Here is a 16,292-nt window from a genome sequence, read left to right on the forward strand (position 1 = left end):
CCAGAAATCGGATGACTTCAAGAAACCGGACGACTTCCAGAAATCGTAATACATCACGCCGAAATACCTCGAGAAGAAATACTTCAAGAAGAAGAACTTCAAGAAGAAGAACTTCAAGACGCTGCAAATGGACAGGATGGCGTAGAGATACTCGTGGCAATACTCTAATCAATCGTTGTTGGGAAGGCGGCAACATGTGGAATTTGAGAGTCCGCAGACGCTAATAGTCCTTTAAAAAACAAATGGGAAAGGAAACTAAGTTTCCTTTCCCATCATTATTTATGGATAAATATCTACTTTTTTTCAGGAATAGCACAACTGCCATCTGCACAGCTAACATCTTCCTCGGTGGATAGATCTTGCAGTACGTGTACCGGAGACTCTTCCTCCCATACTTTTTGCAATGCTCCCATAAAGGTCTCTGTCGGTTGGGCACCTGAAATTGCATATTTTTGATTAATAACAAAGTACGGTACACCACGAACCCCATACTGCTGGGCAAGAGATTCATCTTGGCGGACATCAGCCGCAAACGCATTTTTATCATGAAGGACATTCAATACTTCTTGTCGATTTAAACCTGCCGCTTCAGCAATATCAGCTAGCGTTTCAATATCCCCAATATGCTCTGAGTCTGTAAAATAGGCCTGAAGAAGCTTTTCTGAGACCACCGCTTCTTTCCCTTGTGTTTGTGCAAACTTGGCCAACCTATGAGCATCAAAGGTATTCGTCGGCTTCATTTCATCGAAATTAAAATTCAACCCAACAGTGGCTGCTTGCTGCCCCACCCCTTGATTTGCTTGTTTCGCTTGTTCAACACTCATACCATATTTTCCTGCCAAAACTTCATGAATATTTTGACTGATATTTTTAGGAGAATTAGGGTCAAGTTCGAAGCTTTTGAATTCTACTTCTACTTGATCCTTGTGGGGGAATTGCTCTAAAGCCAATTCTAATCGGCGTTTCCCTATATAACAAAACGGACATACATAATCAGACCAAACTTCAATTTTCATATCGACACCTCGTTTTCTTCGAATAATTTATATAGTAACACAAGGCGAGTGAAAACCAATCCAAGATGCTCATTGAAAAATTGGTTGATTTCACCTGAAAAGAAGGTAAAATTAACTATATTCTTTGAATTCTAAAAATGGTGGTTTTTATCGTAAAAGAAACTGGGCACGAAATCTTCCTTCTGAAATACATAATCCCAGCAATGATGTTTTTTTTCTCTTATGGTTCCTTAGGTTTTATAGCAATAACTCATCAACCCATGTGAAAAAAGTACCGTTCTCGGCATAATTGGAGGAAAGAATAGGATATTTTTCATCCCATATAGAATAATAATTTAAATACAAAAAATGAGCACGAGGTGATGATGGTTGAAAGAGTGGATGAAGGAAATTGAAATCAATGCTTCTATTGATCAGGTATGGAAATTGCTAGATGGAGCACTTGAGGATATGCAAAAAATAATGCCGCAAGTCTTGGATCATCAAGCTGTAAAAGTGACGAAGGAAGGCGTGGGAAGCATCTATCGCCAAAAATATAAAGAAGGAAAACGAATTGAGGAGTATGATGTTGAGACATTAGAATATGTGAATACTCCTGCTAATAAGAAATTGAAAGTGGGCTTTACGCTGGCAAAAATGTTTGAGATCACCGCTTTGTATGAATTATCCGCAATCAATGAACAGAAAACTCTTTTTACATACACCTGTACGAACAAACCGCTAAAAGGCTTCCTCAAATTATTTTTATTCTTCGCAAGCGACAAGATCGTCGTTCAGTTTTGTGAGAGAGTTAAAAAAGTAGCGGAAGAAGAATACGAAAATACCAAAGTACTTGTTAAATAGTCTTGGCAATACCTTAACGTCTATATTTCAAAAGAAACGTCCACATGTAAAGCGCTTGTGGACGTTTCTTGCTTTCCTACCATTTATTTTATTTTTTTATTCCTTCCATGTTATATGAAAAGACATATATTTTTCAAATCTGGTAATAATAACCTTGATTAACTATGAAAGGATGGGATGTTTGATGTCGTTAGAATGGTTTGACAGAGTATGTGGAGAACTGCAAGAACACCTGGAATCTATTTGTGAAGAATATGATCAGGTTGGTCAAATGACAATTGAAAGAGCTGCCAAACATCCGAGGATTGAGTTTTATGTCGATACCGCAGATGTTGATACCGAAGAACTAGAGCGTGATTATTTTTGCTCGTTGTTCTTTGATCCTCAAAATGAGGAATTTTACATCGATACCTTCGATGTGGATACCGGACATACAGCGAAGGTCATCCTTTCAGACATAGAAGACATTGTCGAGGAAGTCCATGCCAGTCTGCATGATTACATGAACGGCGATGATCACTATACAGATGATGGGGTCTATCTTCAGGCTCCCGAGGTCTATGATGATGATGTGATCGAAACCGTTTATGTGGATGATGATGATGAAGAAGAGTTTTATGAAACAGAACAAGTCAACAGTGACGACATCTTTGAGGAAATTGATGTGGAATGGTCCACACCGGAGGTAACAGCCTTCAAACATGAAGATGAAGTCGAAGTGACCTATCAATTCGGATTGGTGCAAGCCACTGGGGACGGGGTCCTCAAACGTGTCAATCGGATATGGACAACAGATGATGAATTAATCAGAGATGAGTCCCATTTTATATTTAGCAAGGAAGAAGCAACTACCATAATCGCCATGATTGCCTCCCATATGGACCAATTAAGCGAGTTTGAATTTTAAACATAATCTATAAAATACAAAGGGAGCAAACCAATAGGTTGCTCCTTTTTCTCACTCCAAAGTGTAATCCATTTGAATGAGATCCCAGGCTGTAATCATGCCAAGGGGAGCATCGTCCCCTTTCCCATTTTCAGTGATGATGACTCCTTCTATTTTCCGTTTCTTCTTATGTGCTTTTTCGAAAATATTTTCAACCTCAAAAATATTAATCTCTTTTGGAACGATCTCTATCGGATATTCTTTCTCGTAATTCATTATATCGGATACATGGATATCGGCTAAATTGATCAGGCTGCTCTCCATATTTTGAGACATTCATTTTACAATTGAACTGGATGTAAGTAAGCCCACACATTTTTTGTTTTTATAGATGCGCGGGTTATTGATTGGCTATTATAGTAAGAAGTTGGTCCTCCACCTTTTTTCCTTTTGAATCTTCCATTAAGCTATTTAGCAAAATGGAAAAAATGAAGGTTTGGCCACTTTTTGTTTTAACATATCCTGAGATGGAACTCACCGTTGAGATGGTTCCTGTTTTGGCTTTCACTTTTCCTCTGACAACTGGATCCTTTAACCGATTTCTTAAGGTACCGCCTACCATCTTCTCATTTGCGCCAGCGACCGGTAATGAATGAAGATAGCTCTGAAACCACTTTTCTTTTTGAACGGCAAATAGCAGTTGCGTTAGTTGGTTAGCAGGAATCAAATCAACGTGGGAAACTCCCGAACCATCCCGGAGTACCAATGTTTTAGGGTTAACACCAAATCTGACTATCTCTGTTTTTAATACCTTCAGGCCTTTTTCCCAGCTGCCTTCCCCTTGCACGACTCGGCCCATTTCCTTAATTAAAATTTCGGCATGGACGTTATTGCTCAGTTTCATAAAAGGAACCAAGAGCTCAGACAATGGCATCGATTGATGGGTCGTTAACATTTTTGCGGTGTCAGGCACCATTCCCGTTGTTAGTTTTCCCTTCACGGTAATCCCGTGTTCTTGTAATGATTGTTTCCATAGGGCCAAGGCATATCTTGTTGGGTCCCAGACACCGATCCAATCTTTTTCTGGTTTTGCTTTCAGCGGGATTGTTCCTTCGATGATGATGGTGTTTTTAGCGTGTTTCCGCTCAATGGTAATATTCTTTTTCCCTTCTTCTGAAACTGTTTCGGCGTGGTTGATTATTTTTAAATAATTCGTCTTTGGGGTCATTTTCACAATCGGCTTATCGCCTTGCCTTGTTCCAGGCTGCACCTGTACCTTGACCGATCCAGCATCAAAGTCTCTCGTCGGCGAGGCGGTGAGTGCGGAAATCTGTGCCCCGTAATGGGTCGTTTCGTCACTCCAAGGCAGATCGAGTGAGTAGCGGACATCATCATACCAAGTATCATCGCCAACAAGATTTCCGTTTATTTTTTTGATTCCTAGCTTTTGGATTTCTAGAGCCATTTTATCAAAATCCAATTTCAATAAGGTTGGGTCGCCCTTTCCTTTTAAATACATATTTCCATATAGTGTTTTCTTTTTTATCAAACCATCTGTACGTATTTCCGTCGTAAAGGTGTAGTCTTCCCCAAGTATTTTTAGGGCGGCAGCTGCCGTTAATAGTTTCATGTTGGAAGCGGGTCGTAAGCGGACATCCCCATGATGGGTATAAATAATTTTTCCATCGGTCGAGGAACGGATACTGATCCCAACAATTGCCCCTTTTAATGCCGGTTCATGATTGAGTAGTTGATTCATCTGCTGGATCATGTTTTCGTTGCCGTAAATGGCATTTACTTTCATAGAAGGAACTAATGGGGTAAGCACGATAATGAAGATAAGTGTGAAATATTTAAGTTTGTTAATCAAGCTTTGGCTCCAGCCTTTCCTTTTTCCTAAGAGTTTGTCCGAAAATAACAAATACTATCATCGATGTTATTTCTAATTGGACAACCGCTAAATTTCCAAATTATGTCTAATTACACAAAACCCTTTGAAAATGGCACAAAGCACCTCAAAAACCGCACAAAAGGTAGTAATAATGACACAAAACTATCTCAAAATGGCACAAAAGCAAAAATCCCCCGAAAACCACAGTGTAATTTTATACTATTCTCTTCACCACATTAAAATTCTTACTAAGATAAGACCAATTCTGTGGTGCCGGCAAACTGATTTGCCAAAAAGTCGTCCCTACTAAATGATATAGATCCATTAATTTATACTTTTCAATATAACTGCGAATATCTTCAAACCACACCAGATGCTCCTCTCCACCAGACCAATACCGATACCACGGCGATTTCGAAGTATGATCAAATTCAATCGGACCGCCTAAAGAAATGGCTTGATTTTGTGCCGCATTTACAGAGAGAGCACGTGTTTTATTCGTCCCCACCACTTTGTCATATCCATACAAGGCCAAGGCAATTTGTAGTTTACGAGGATTAATCTGCGTGAGCGAATATTGAATAACTTGCTCCACCCACGTGATTGGGGCAATCGGGTCAGGCGGTCCCCCTGGGTATCCATAATCCATGGTCATCACCGCAACCAAATCTACAACATTACTAATTCCAGCATAATCGTATCCCCCAATAATCCGATTCGTCGGAATATCAGCCGTTTTTGCATGGACATTTACCTGTAAAATCAACCCGCCTAAGCTACTTTTTAACGCGGCAAGAAACAAAATAAAGTCGTTCCGACGAGCGGGTGGAATAAATTCAAAATCAATACTGACGCCTCCAAATCCCCGCAGCGTTGTTAAATTCACTATACTCGCCACTAGATTCGCACGGTAGGTTGTGTTTTCGAGTACCCTTCCTGCTAACTCCGCACTGAAATCAGTTCCAGCCAAATTGCGGATCATCAATAATGGGACAATGTTCAATTGATTACTTCTTGCTATAAGGGCTGTATCCTCGACCATATTAAAAGCATACCCTTCCTCGGTAAACGAATAAGCGACCACTGCAAGATAAGTAAGTTGTTCTGCGAGAGCATCCAAGGTTGCAAGATTGGCAGCTTCAGAGGATGGAACTAAAAATCCAAGCGTAGTTAGATCCATTTTTATTGGTGAAGGAATATTGATGATTCGGCCAATCATCAGTTGATTTGGATTTATGCCTGGATTTGCCGTAAGGATAGCCGCAGTATCAATATTGAATTGCTGTGCCAAATTCCAGATATGATCGCCGGCTTTGATTCGATACGTACGGAGTGGCGGCAGATTATCTGGAAGATATAAAGCAAGCCCCGGGGCGAGTGCATTAGCTGATGGCAACCCATTAAGCTCGACGATCGTTTGAATTGAAACTCCATACCTTGTGGAAATCATCCACAAATTCTCACCAGCAGCAACAATATGAACAGCCATTTTCTCACACTCCTTCTTTTCTATCATATGGGCAGAAGATGATAAGTTATTACCCAAAGAAAAACGAACTTGCCGCTAGACAAGTCCGTCTTTTAATATCTATAGTCGTGGATCAATTGGATCTGATTCCAACGCCAGAACCCCTAATACACATTCATGGTAACGCTCCAATGACTCCCTTCCAACAAAGCGCTTCACCGCTTCCGCACCTAAGGAAAATTCCTTTAAGGCATTGCGTTGTTTCTTGCCAGCATTTCGCTGCTTTAGCCTCGACAGATTCTCTGGTTGTAAATAATCGATTCCGTAGATGATATGTAAGTATTTACGGCCTCTGACTTTAATAGCCGGCTGGAGAAGCTTGCCTTTATTACGTGCCACAAAGGACTCCGGTTTAACGACAAAGCCTTCTTGACCCTCTTCCGTCATCTCTTCCCACCATCCAATCGCTTCTTTCATGGAGTCCTCATCAGTTACAATCCGATATTCCGTTTCCATAAAAAGTTTAGAAAGTACACTGAATTCTTTATTTTTCTCCATATGCCACGTGTGTGGTTTATCGAAAAATGTTTCGTTACTGTGGGCAAGCGTATGAAAAGGAGCAATTTGAATCCCCGCTAAACCTTCCGTGTCCCAGCAATACTTTTGATACACTTCATTAAATACTTTAGCATTGTGAATCTTTTCATCTGTTTCTTCGAGCCAACCGGCAACATCTTTGCCGTTTTCAGCCGCTTTCTGCAGATGTTCCTTTAATTTGCTGCGATCGAGCAGTACCATTTCGCCCACATGTGCATATTGATTCATGATTAGTTCTTTCGCTTTTAGATTCCACGGAAGGATCTCCGCGTCCAGCAAGACAAAATCAGTGTTGTATTTTTCAAAATAACCACCTAGATCAGCATGTAACACTTGTAAAATTTGATCTTCCAAATCTTTTTTGAAAAAGGCCCTCCCAGTCCGCGTGTAAATCGAACCTAATGTTTCTCTTCCGATATACTCATTAGCGACTTGTTTATTTTTAAAAAGAAACAAAATGCCGCGGCTGCCCATATGCTTTTTCTCAACCACCATCGTATCAACGCCATTCGCCTGGTAGTATTCAAACGCTTCTAACGGGTGCTCCAAATATTCCTCTAAACTAGACGGCTTCGGTGTCGGACTCATCGTCGGCGGAAGGTAGACAATCTGTTCAAGCGGCAGGGTGTTATGGGAAAGGTCATCCAAGGCGGATTTCGTGCCATCCGCATAAATTGCAATCTCCCCATACTGTTCCGTTAATACAGAATATCCTTCTAAAAATTTTGCGATATTGGGTGGTGCAAGCCTTTTACTTTCCCACTCCTTCAATGGATTGTCCGAAACATTTGCATAATCCTTTTTGGCATTGACAGAAACAAATTTCCTTTCCGGAAAACAAAATGCCGTTAAGCTGCCACCAAAAACAACTCCCTGGTCAATATTGAGGGTGTTATTAACCAATAATGGCTGCTGTCTAGGATCATGCCCCCAAAGAATAAGTTCACTGGACTTATGAGCCATTGACCAATCTTTTCTGATGGGTTTGCCGTTTTCGTCGATGCCATCCGTGTCTCCATATCGACAGAAATCGGAAATCCGCGGCGATTGTTTGCCGATATAATGATCCTTTATACCTGCATGGACTGCAACTGCAACGTTGACTCCATTTTTCTGGATGATGTAATGGGGTTTTGCCTCTAACAGCAAGTCCCTTATTTGTTCCTTTAAACGCTCGGACTCCTCTTTACCAAATTTAATTTCATACTCATCAAATTCAGCCTTTACATTTTCATCACCATGAGCAAGCTTTACATTCTTGCCGTCAAGCCAGCGGGCGATTTTCCAACCATGATTACTGTCAATCATATAGGCAAGTCCTGCTGTCACATGCTTTTGAAAAAATTGCATCGTCTCGATAGAACGAGGTCCCCTACTCATCACATCCCCAAGTGAAAGGATCTTCCGCCCTGCCGGATGGTTAAAATAACCCTCTTCATTTTCTATATAGCCAAGCTTTGACAAGATTTCGAGAAACTCTTCAAAGCAGCCATGAATATCCCCAATAAAATCAATGCCAGGGCCAATATCAATTAGTAATGGATTACCAAGACGGTTCAAATTTAATACTTGCAGTTCTTCCTCACCAAATATGTAACAGCGCCGAAAGCCTTCCTTTTTGATGGAGCGAAGCGTCTTCTTAAAATGTTGGTATTGCTGCTTGATACGGTTTTTACCCCTTGGGAAGTCCCTCTCTAAGTCGCGTCGGAGTAATTCAGTTTCTGCCAAATTAAGCATAATTGCAATGGCCGGAACATGATACTTCTTTGCCATTTGCAGGTATTTTTCACGCTCATAATCACGTAAATGAGTAGCATCAATAAAGGTTAATTTATTGAGGCGACAACGTTTAGCAATGATATAATCCATCGCTTCAAAAGCTTCTTTTGAAATTTGTTGGTATTCATTAAAAAGTGCATCGGCTTCATATTTAGGTCTCCGATTCCAATCAATAAATTCAACATCGCTAACTAAAACACGGAACTGATCGGAACTTACCACTTCCGAAGTAAGAACCTGTTGTTCTTGAATTAATTGATTTAATAAAGTCGTTTTACCCGAATTGGAAGGGCCTACAAGTAAGACGATACCCGCATGAGGCAAATGAATTTTTGTCATTGTTCCCCCTCCTCTCTTGTAAAGACAGCCATCTGCGTCGGGTGACCAAAAGTTGGATGTTCTTCGCCAATGCCTTGAAAACGTACCTGATAAGGATAGGGACTTGCCCAAGCTTCGAATTTCCCACTAAACTCTGCCCTTGTCCACTCAAAGCGATGATCATGGTGTCTCAATTCCTCATTCATTTCATAGACAACATTGTATTCTTGGTTAGGCGTGGTTATGATCAACACTTCTGGTCGATAATCTTTAAAAATGGTCTCGAAAATCCCTTCTAACCTGTAATCATCAATATGTTCAATCACTTCACATAAAATCATAATATCCTTTTTAATAAGCCGTTCATCATAATAAAATAATGATCCTGCTAATGACTTAGGTTCTACGAATCCACGTTTCTCTTTTGCTTGGTCGAATCTTGCTAAAGCCTTTAACCGTTCTTTATTCGATGGTTCGATGGATAAAATATCTTGCACCCCTTCAATAAATCCCAACTGCACAGATAATTTTCCTTCCCCCGCACCTAAGTCGACAATCGTTTTCTTTTTTGGCAAGGCCTCGACATATTTACAAATAGCTTCATAACGAAGGTCATTTAATCGAACTTTCGGAGGCTCTTTCTTCTCCACAGTTTTCTTTTCTTTTTCAAAGAATCTTGACTGCGAAATCATCTTTTGGAACCGTAGAGAACGTTTTAAAATCATCGCCTTTAGGGGGTGGCTTTCTAACCATCCTTCCCCGTAGCGGTCAAGCTTCTCCAGTTCTCTTTCATCAATAAAATAATGCTTATAGTTGTCCATAACCGGAATCAGAATCGAAATATGTTTGAGTGCTTTCTGAAGTGTTTGTTTCCCCGATAGGGTAATAAATCGGGCAGAGCTTTTTTCGCGAATGAAACTTTCCCCATATTCAATCTTAATGGTGTAACCAATCGGAGCAAATAATGCTTCAAGTTCTTTATTGCTCAAATCAGTGGCAATTGGACCAAAGGTTAATTCCATGTCAAAGGGATGCTCAACCCATGAAGCGTATTCCTCTGCCGGTTTCCCATTCAGTGCGGTACCCAGTGCTTTACGAATAGAGGAAACAAAAATACTGCTCGCAGCAAACTCACGGTCATTTATGTAATGAGTAATATCAAAAAAATCAGGTGAGTTTTTTACTAAGTCGATGGGGTCTGTTTTTACATAAATTAAAACCTGCACTTCCTCACTTGAAAAATTGGAATAGACTAGCCGGACGGTCAACCCTTTCTCTCCACGTTCATAGAGATTGTTTGGATTTTTGGCTAAAAGGTAAGAAACGGCTTCAGCACCTGGGCCTCTTACGGTTAATGATAGTTGCACTTTTTTCACTTCACTTTCAAAGGATAAAATTTTAGTTTTATTTTAACATATTTACATTATTTTGCTTTTAATAGAAAAATAACCCAGGTTCCACAAGTTAGAACACCGGGTTACACTTACTATTCATCATAACGATATCTTCTCGTCTTCGCTGCAAAGCAGGCCTCACAGGTTGGAAACGAATGGTCCCATGGCAGTTTCTTGCCGCAGTTTTTGCATTTTTTTACGAATTTTTTAATATCTGTTTTCAGACGATCCTGAACTTTATCGCTGACCTCTTCTCTAAGACGTTCCCAATAGATAGCTGTGGTTCGTTCTCCCAATCGATATAAAAATAAGAGATGGAGCCCGATGGCTTTGTAACTTAGTTCTAATTCTTCCAAGCTGCGTTCCTTAACTATGGGTTCAGGGAGTTCTCTCCCTTGGATAATAGCATACATGGTATCTTCCCATTGCCTCGTTAAGATAGGCTCATTTTTTGAAAACGGAAGATGTAAAAAACCATAAAGGTCCATTAAGGGCAGCCTTGCCTCAATTTCTGTCCCCGCAATCATTTGATAAAGCGACTTTTCTTCTGCCAGCGAAGCTTTCTTTGTTCCTTTTGGACTTTCAAATTTTCCCCAAAGTTCAAAAAAGGTACCTAAATCGTGATAATAGCGTTGAAAACGTTCAAATACTGAATTCGTTGGTGCAATCGCAAAGGTATGAACAGGCTCATCCTCCTGCAAAAGCAAGTTCCGCATTTTTCTGATATCACTCGTAAAAGCCACTTTGCCAATATTGTAAATTCCTTTTCGCCCTGCACGACCGGCAATTTGCTTCACTTCTTGCGATGTCAGCAAGCGGCGTCTTATTCCATCGAACTTTTCATTTTCTAAAAAAACAATCCGGTGGATCGGCAGGTTTAATCCCATTCCAATCGCATCTGTCGCAACAATGACTTTTGTCTTTCCAGAATTAAATTGCTGAATCTGCTTTTTCCTTGTTTCTGGCGGCATACTTCCGTATATCATACTGACGGTATGGCCATCATTTTGCAGTCGGGAAGCCGTTTCGAGCACGCGCCGACGTGAAAAGCAAATCAACGCATCCCCTTTTTTAATGTGTTTAATATGGAACTCCTTCGTTTCGACCTCGAGTGGGGTATCTCGACTGTATTCATGAATTTCAATATCCGAATTGCCCAACAGCTGCAGCAGCATCGTTTTTGAATTTCGACTTCCAATAATATGGACTTCTTCGGCATTGGCTTTCGTAATTGCCTTATACCAGGAGAAACCACGGTCTTTATCGGTAATCATTTGCGCTTCATCGATGACAATTACCTCATAAAACTCTTTTTCATGAAACATTTCCACCGTGCATGACGTATGATTAGCCCCAGACGTAATCTTTTCCTCTTCTCCCGTTTTTAAGGAACACGGCAATCCCTCGGCGTTCAATTTATCAAAAACCTCAAGGGCTAAAAGTCGAAGCGGCGCTAAATATAAGCCGCTATAGGCTTCTTTCATTCTTTCGAGGGCATGATGTGTTTTTCCTGTATTCGTTTCGCCAATATGAAGGACATAGCGGATTTGACGCTTCAGCGAAGGATCGTATTCGGTTGCAAAGATGTCCTTCATCATCCGTTCTTCCGCTTCCCTTTTCCGCTTTAATTCTTCCTGTGCTTCTTTTTCTTTTAGCTCTCGCTCTTCGAGGTCTTTTTCAAATATTTCCTTGTGCAGTGTTTCATCGAAGGGAACTTCCGCCAACTTGATTAAATCGGATAGGTATTCAGCCTGGATATCCTCAATAAAATAGCCCTCAACATCATAAAGAACCTGTGCAATACTGCCTTTTACGAAGGAAACGGTTAAATTTTCATGAAAAATAGTAAGGAAGTCTGCCTTCAATTCATCCGACAGTTGTTCTAAAATCTTTTCCGGAATAAGTTCCGACAAATAATCACCAATTAAACTTTCATAAACGAAGAAATAGGTTTGATATTCATAAAGGCTTCTGCCCCAATTCATCGTTTTATGGATATCACCTGTTAGTTCTTCAAAAAAGCTGGCAACCGTGGTATAAGCTGACGGATTAAAATGACCTTCATCAATTAATTTTTCTTCAAGCGCAAAAGTATCTACAGATTGGAATTTCACATTACTTTGTAAGTCAGCAACTAATTGTTTTGCCACAAAGTAACGAAGTGACAAATAGAACGATTCATATTGTTCTTCTAAAATCCCAACGGCAGTATCTTCAATTTCACTTCTAATGAACTGCTTTTGTTCTTCGAGCTGTTTTTGTTCTGCTCGTTTAATAAAGTTGACCTTTGCCTCTTGATATTGTTTTTCCCACACATCTTTATTTCCTGAAAATGTTTCAGTAATCCACCCCATTGCATCAAAAGGCCGATACATTCGCATTTCATCTCTAAACAATTTGTTGATCAACTTTCGGTCAATTCCCTGTACTTCAAAACCTTTTTCACTTAAAAATTGTTTCTTCTCATTTCGGGGAACATCGTTAGTCGACTTATTCAGCCAAACATTGATCCAAATTTGCTCAACATAATGGCTCCGATCCGCAAGGTATTGCTCAAAGGATGACAGTGTTTCCTGCGATTCGAAATAATGGTTAATATCTTCATATACTTTCATTTTTGTATGTTCAATCGCTTGAGGGTAGATTGTGGTTAATTTATTCACGATTTCCCTCCTTTTCTAAAAAATGGTTTGCTAAGTCCATTCTATCAAAAAACAAAAAACCGAACAATTATTCGGCTTTATAGTTGATGTTGATTGCAGTATTGATCAACTAGGTCTTCAATTTGGTCCAATTCAGGATACTTACCTGAAAACTGAAATTGGATTTCTTCAATAAAATTATCGCGATGATAAACATGGATCGCTCCATTTTGGTTAATGACACTAAATTCTGGTACAAAACGATATCCGCTTCGTTCAATAGCACCCATTGATATGAGTCCCCTTTTCCTGTTTTTTTATAGTATAAGCAGAAAATAGCGGACTAATCCCATATAGATAGTTATTTACAATTGGGAAAAAATCAATAATCAGCTTTAACAGAGCCAAAAATAAAAAGAGGATGGTGCATTTTGCACACATCCTCCCCTTCTTTACGCTGTGGTATAAACTTCTGCTTTATTTTGTTCATGGCGAATCGTTGCCTGTGCTGCCGCCAATCGTGCGAGCGGTACACGATATGGAGAACAGCTGACATAATCCAAGCCGGTTCTGTAGCAGAAATCAATTGAGGTCTTTTCACCGCCATGCTCGCCGCAGATTCCTGTTTTTAAAGAAGGCTTTGTTCCTCGGCCCAATTTAACGCCAGTTTCCACGAGTTTTCCTACGCCTTCTTGATCGAGGACGGCAAATGGATTTTCCGGTAGTACTTTATTTTCAATATAGGCTTGCAAGAACTTTCCTTCGGCATCGTCACGGCTGTATCCAAAAGTTGTTTGTGTTAAATCATTGGTACCAAAGGAGAAGAAATCAGCTTCCTCCGCAATTTTGTCAGCAGTCAAAGCGGCACGTGGAATTTCAATCATGGTTCCAATCGTGTATTTGAAGTTCTTTCCTGTTTCCTCTTGGACGAGTAAGGCCGCATCAATCACCAATTTGCGCATATCCTTTAACTCATTCACATGCCCAACTAAAGGAATCATAATTTCCGGCTGCACTTCCATTCCTTTTTCAGCGAGCGTGGCAGCTGCGTAGAAAATGGCTTTTGCTTGCATCTCATAAATCTCAGGATAAATCATTCCAAGACGGCAGCCACGATGGCCAAGCATTGGATTAAACTCGTCTAATTGACGAACTTTTTTCAGTAATTGCTCTTTTTTCTTCAGTTCAGGTGATTGCGGATCCAAGATTTGAAGTTTTGTCACTTCTACGAGCAATTCTTCTTTATCTGGTAAAAATTCATGTAACGGCGGATCAAGCAAACGGATGGTAACAGGTAATCCTTGCATGGCTTCGAAGATTCCTTCAAAATCTCCTTGCTGCATTGGTAGAAGCTGGTTCAGAGCTTCCATTCGTTCATTATAATTATCAGCAAGAATCATTTTTTGGACAATCGGAATCCGTTTCAAGTCCATGAACATATGTTCCGTACGGCATAATCCAATACCTCCAGCCCCAAATTCGAAGGCTTTTCTTGCATCCTCCGGGTTATCGGCGTTGGCTCGGACACCTAGTTTCCGCTCTTGGTCTGCCCATGCTAACAACAACTGGAATTCATCCGAGAGTTCAGGGTCAATCATTGGAATTTCACCTAGCATGATTTCACCCGTTGAGCCATCAATGGTTATGATATCTCCATAATTAACGAGTGTATCCCCAATTGTAAATTGTTTGGCTTTCAAATCTATTTTCAAGGCTTCACATCCGCAAATACAAGCTTTTCCCATTCCGCGTGCAACAACAGCAGCGTGGCTCGTCATCCCGCCACGGCTTGTCAAAATCGCTTGGGATGCTACGATTCCATGGATATCATCAGGTGTTGTTTCCGGACGAACAAGGATTACTTTTTTGCCATCATTGCTTAGCTGTTCGGCTTCATCGGCATCAAATACAACTTGACCTGTGGCAGCACCTGGTGAGGCAGGTAAGCCCTTTGCTAACACTGTTTTAACAAATTTGTCGTCAATACGACGATGGAGCAGTTGATTTAATTGGTCAGGATCGACACGTAGCAGCGCAGTCTTTTTATCAATGATCCCTTCCTCAACCATTTCAACGGCAATGCGGATAGCCGCTTGCGCTGTTCTTTTACCATGACGAGTTTGCAGGATGAATAACTTACCGCGTTCCACCGTGAATTCAATGTCTTGCATTTCTTCATAATGTTGTTCTAGCTTCTGGCAGGTTTCTGTAAACTGCTTATAGACGCCAGGCATCTCCTCTTTTAACGTGGCGATTGGCTGTGGTGTCCGAATCCCAGCTACCACATCTTCTCCTTGGGCATTGATGAGATACTCGCCGTAAAGGACATGCTCACCAGTGGAAGGATTTCTAGTGAAGGCTACACCAGTGCCTGAATCGTTCCCCATGTTGCCGAACACCATGCTTTGGATATTTACAGCTGTGCCTAAATGGTCGGCAATTTTATTAAGGCGGCGATAGACAATCGCACGCTGATTATTCCAAGAGTTAAAGACGGCATGGATGGCAAGAAATAGCTGCTCTTTTGGATCCTGAGGAAAATCCTTTCTTGTATGCTTTTTAACGATACCTTTATAGCCGCTAATGACTTCTTTCCAATCGTCTGCACTCATTTCCGGGTCTGTAAAATATCCCTTTTGCTCACGGAATTCTTCTAATAATTGTTCGAAATAGTAGGTATCAATATTAAGGACAACATTACTAAACATTTGAATGAAGCGGCGGTATGAATCATATGCAAAGCGCGGATTATTCGTTAAATCTGCCATTCCGACGACAGTTTCATCATTCATTCCGAGATTTAAGATCGTATCCATCATACCTGGCATAGAGAAGACAGAACCTGAACGCACAGAAACGAGCAATGGATTTTTGGGGTCACCCAGTTTTTTACCCATTTTCTCCTCAAGTCGAGCGAGGGCTTCCAATGTTTGGACCTCAACAATGGTTGGAATCGTTTTGCTAGCTTCATAGAATGCATTACAGGCTTGTGTCGAGATGGTAAAACCATAAGGAACGGGTAAACCAATCCGTGTCATTTCCGCCAGATTTGCCCCTTTTCCCCCAAGTAAACCTTTCATATTGCCATTTCCTTCATGAAATAAATAAACGAATTTTTCCATTTTTATAAGCCCCTCTCCTTTTTTAAAACGTCTAAAATTAATCCAGCAGTTTCTTCTATTGCTTTATTTGAGACATCAATGACAGGACATCCAACTCGCTTCATTACTTTTTCAGCATGATCAAGTTCATCAAGTATTCGCTTAAAACTTGCATAATTGGCTTGTGAGCCTAACCCCATTGCCTTTAGTCGTTCTTTGCGAATTTCGTTTAGTTTATCTGGTGAAATAATTAATCCAATACAATTTTTGCGTGGTATTTTGAACAATTCTTCAGGCGGTGCCACCTCAGGAACCAGTGGAACATTTGCCACTTTAAAGCGTTTATGTGCTAAGTAC

The 16,292-nt window shown here is 40.5% G+C and carries 12 protein-coding genes; 2 read left to right on the forward strand and 10 right to left on the reverse strand.

Annotated features, from left to right (window positions below; genetic code table 11):
- Positions 1-293 precede the first annotated feature (293 nt).
- Positions 294-1,016: a DsbA family oxidoreductase gene (locus tag V7137_RS19305; protein WP_335699575.1), complete on the reverse strand. Its 723-nt coding sequence runs from the start codon at positions 1,014-1,016 to the stop codon at positions 294-296.
- Positions 1,017-1,385: 369 nt separating this feature from the next.
- Between V7137_RS19305 and V7137_RS19310 the strand changes: the two genes are divergently transcribed.
- Positions 1,386-1,859: an SRPBCC family protein gene (locus tag V7137_RS19310; protein WP_335699576.1), complete on the forward strand. Its 474-nt coding sequence runs from the start codon at positions 1,386-1,388 to the stop codon at positions 1,857-1,859.
- A 184-nt stretch (positions 1,860-2,043) separates the two neighbouring features.
- Entirely contained in the window at positions 2,044-2,766 is a 723-nt protein-coding gene (locus V7137_RS19315; RefSeq protein ID WP_335699577.1) for a hypothetical protein, read from the forward strand.
- Between the two features lie 51 nt (positions 2,767-2,817).
- Here V7137_RS19315 and V7137_RS19320 read toward each other — a convergent pair whose 3' ends face one another.
- The 9 genes from V7137_RS19320 to V7137_RS19360 all read right to left on the reverse strand — a co-directional run.
- On the reverse strand, positions 2,818-3,081 hold the full coding sequence (locus V7137_RS19320) for a hypothetical protein (protein ID WP_335699578.1): 264 nt from the start codon (positions 3,079-3,081) through the stop codon (positions 2,818-2,820).
- A gap of 64 nt (positions 3,082-3,145) precedes the next feature.
- Positions 3,146-4,615, reverse strand: coding sequence for a D-alanyl-D-alanine carboxypeptidase/D-alanyl-D-alanine endopeptidase (gene dacB, locus V7137_RS19325; protein ID WP_335699579.1), 1,470 nt, complete (start codon positions 4,613-4,615; stop codon positions 3,146-3,148).
- Between the two features lie 235 nt (positions 4,616-4,850).
- Positions 4,851-6,125, reverse strand: coding sequence for a glycosyl hydrolase family 18 protein (locus V7137_RS19330; protein WP_335699580.1), 1,275 nt, complete (start codon positions 6,123-6,125; stop codon positions 4,851-4,853).
- A gap of 99 nt (positions 6,126-6,224) precedes the next feature.
- Positions 6,225-8,819: a polynucleotide kinase-phosphatase gene (locus tag V7137_RS19335; RefSeq protein WP_335699581.1), complete on the reverse strand. Its 2,595-nt coding sequence runs from the start codon at positions 8,817-8,819 to the stop codon at positions 6,225-6,227.
- Positions 8,816-10,165 (reverse strand): 3' terminal RNA ribose 2'-O-methyltransferase Hen1, encoded by a 1,350-nt coding sequence (locus V7137_RS19340; RefSeq protein WP_335699582.1) that lies wholly within the window; start codon positions 10,163-10,165, stop codon positions 8,816-8,818. Before V7137_RS19340 ends, V7137_RS19335 begins: the two co-directional genes overlap by 4 nt.
- Before the next feature lie 119 nt (positions 10,166-10,284).
- The gene (locus V7137_RS19345; protein WP_335699583.1) at positions 10,285-12,855 is read right to left on the reverse strand and encodes a DEAD/DEAH box helicase; all 2,571 of its coding nucleotides are present in this window, start codon (positions 12,853-12,855) and stop codon (positions 10,285-10,287) included.
- A gap of 77 nt (positions 12,856-12,932) precedes the next feature.
- Positions 12,933-13,124: a YbxH family protein gene (locus V7137_RS19350; protein ID WP_335699584.1), complete on the reverse strand. Its 192-nt coding sequence runs from the start codon at positions 13,122-13,124 to the stop codon at positions 12,933-12,935.
- Between the two features lie 162 nt (positions 13,125-13,286).
- Positions 13,287-15,956, reverse strand: coding sequence for a pyruvate, phosphate dikinase (gene ppdK, locus V7137_RS19355; RefSeq protein ID WP_335699585.1), 2,670 nt, complete (start codon positions 15,954-15,956; stop codon positions 13,287-13,289).
- A gap of 2 nt (positions 15,957-15,958) precedes the next feature.
- On the reverse strand, positions 15,959-16,292 hold a 334-nt coding region (locus tag V7137_RS19360), incomplete at its 5' end, for a kinase/pyrophosphorylase (protein ID WP_335699586.1).

The sequence above is a fragment of the Neobacillus drentensis genome (assembly GCF_036962765.1).
Lineage (GTDB): Bacteria > Bacillota > Bacilli > Bacillales > Cytobacillaceae > Neobacillus > Neobacillus drentensis_C.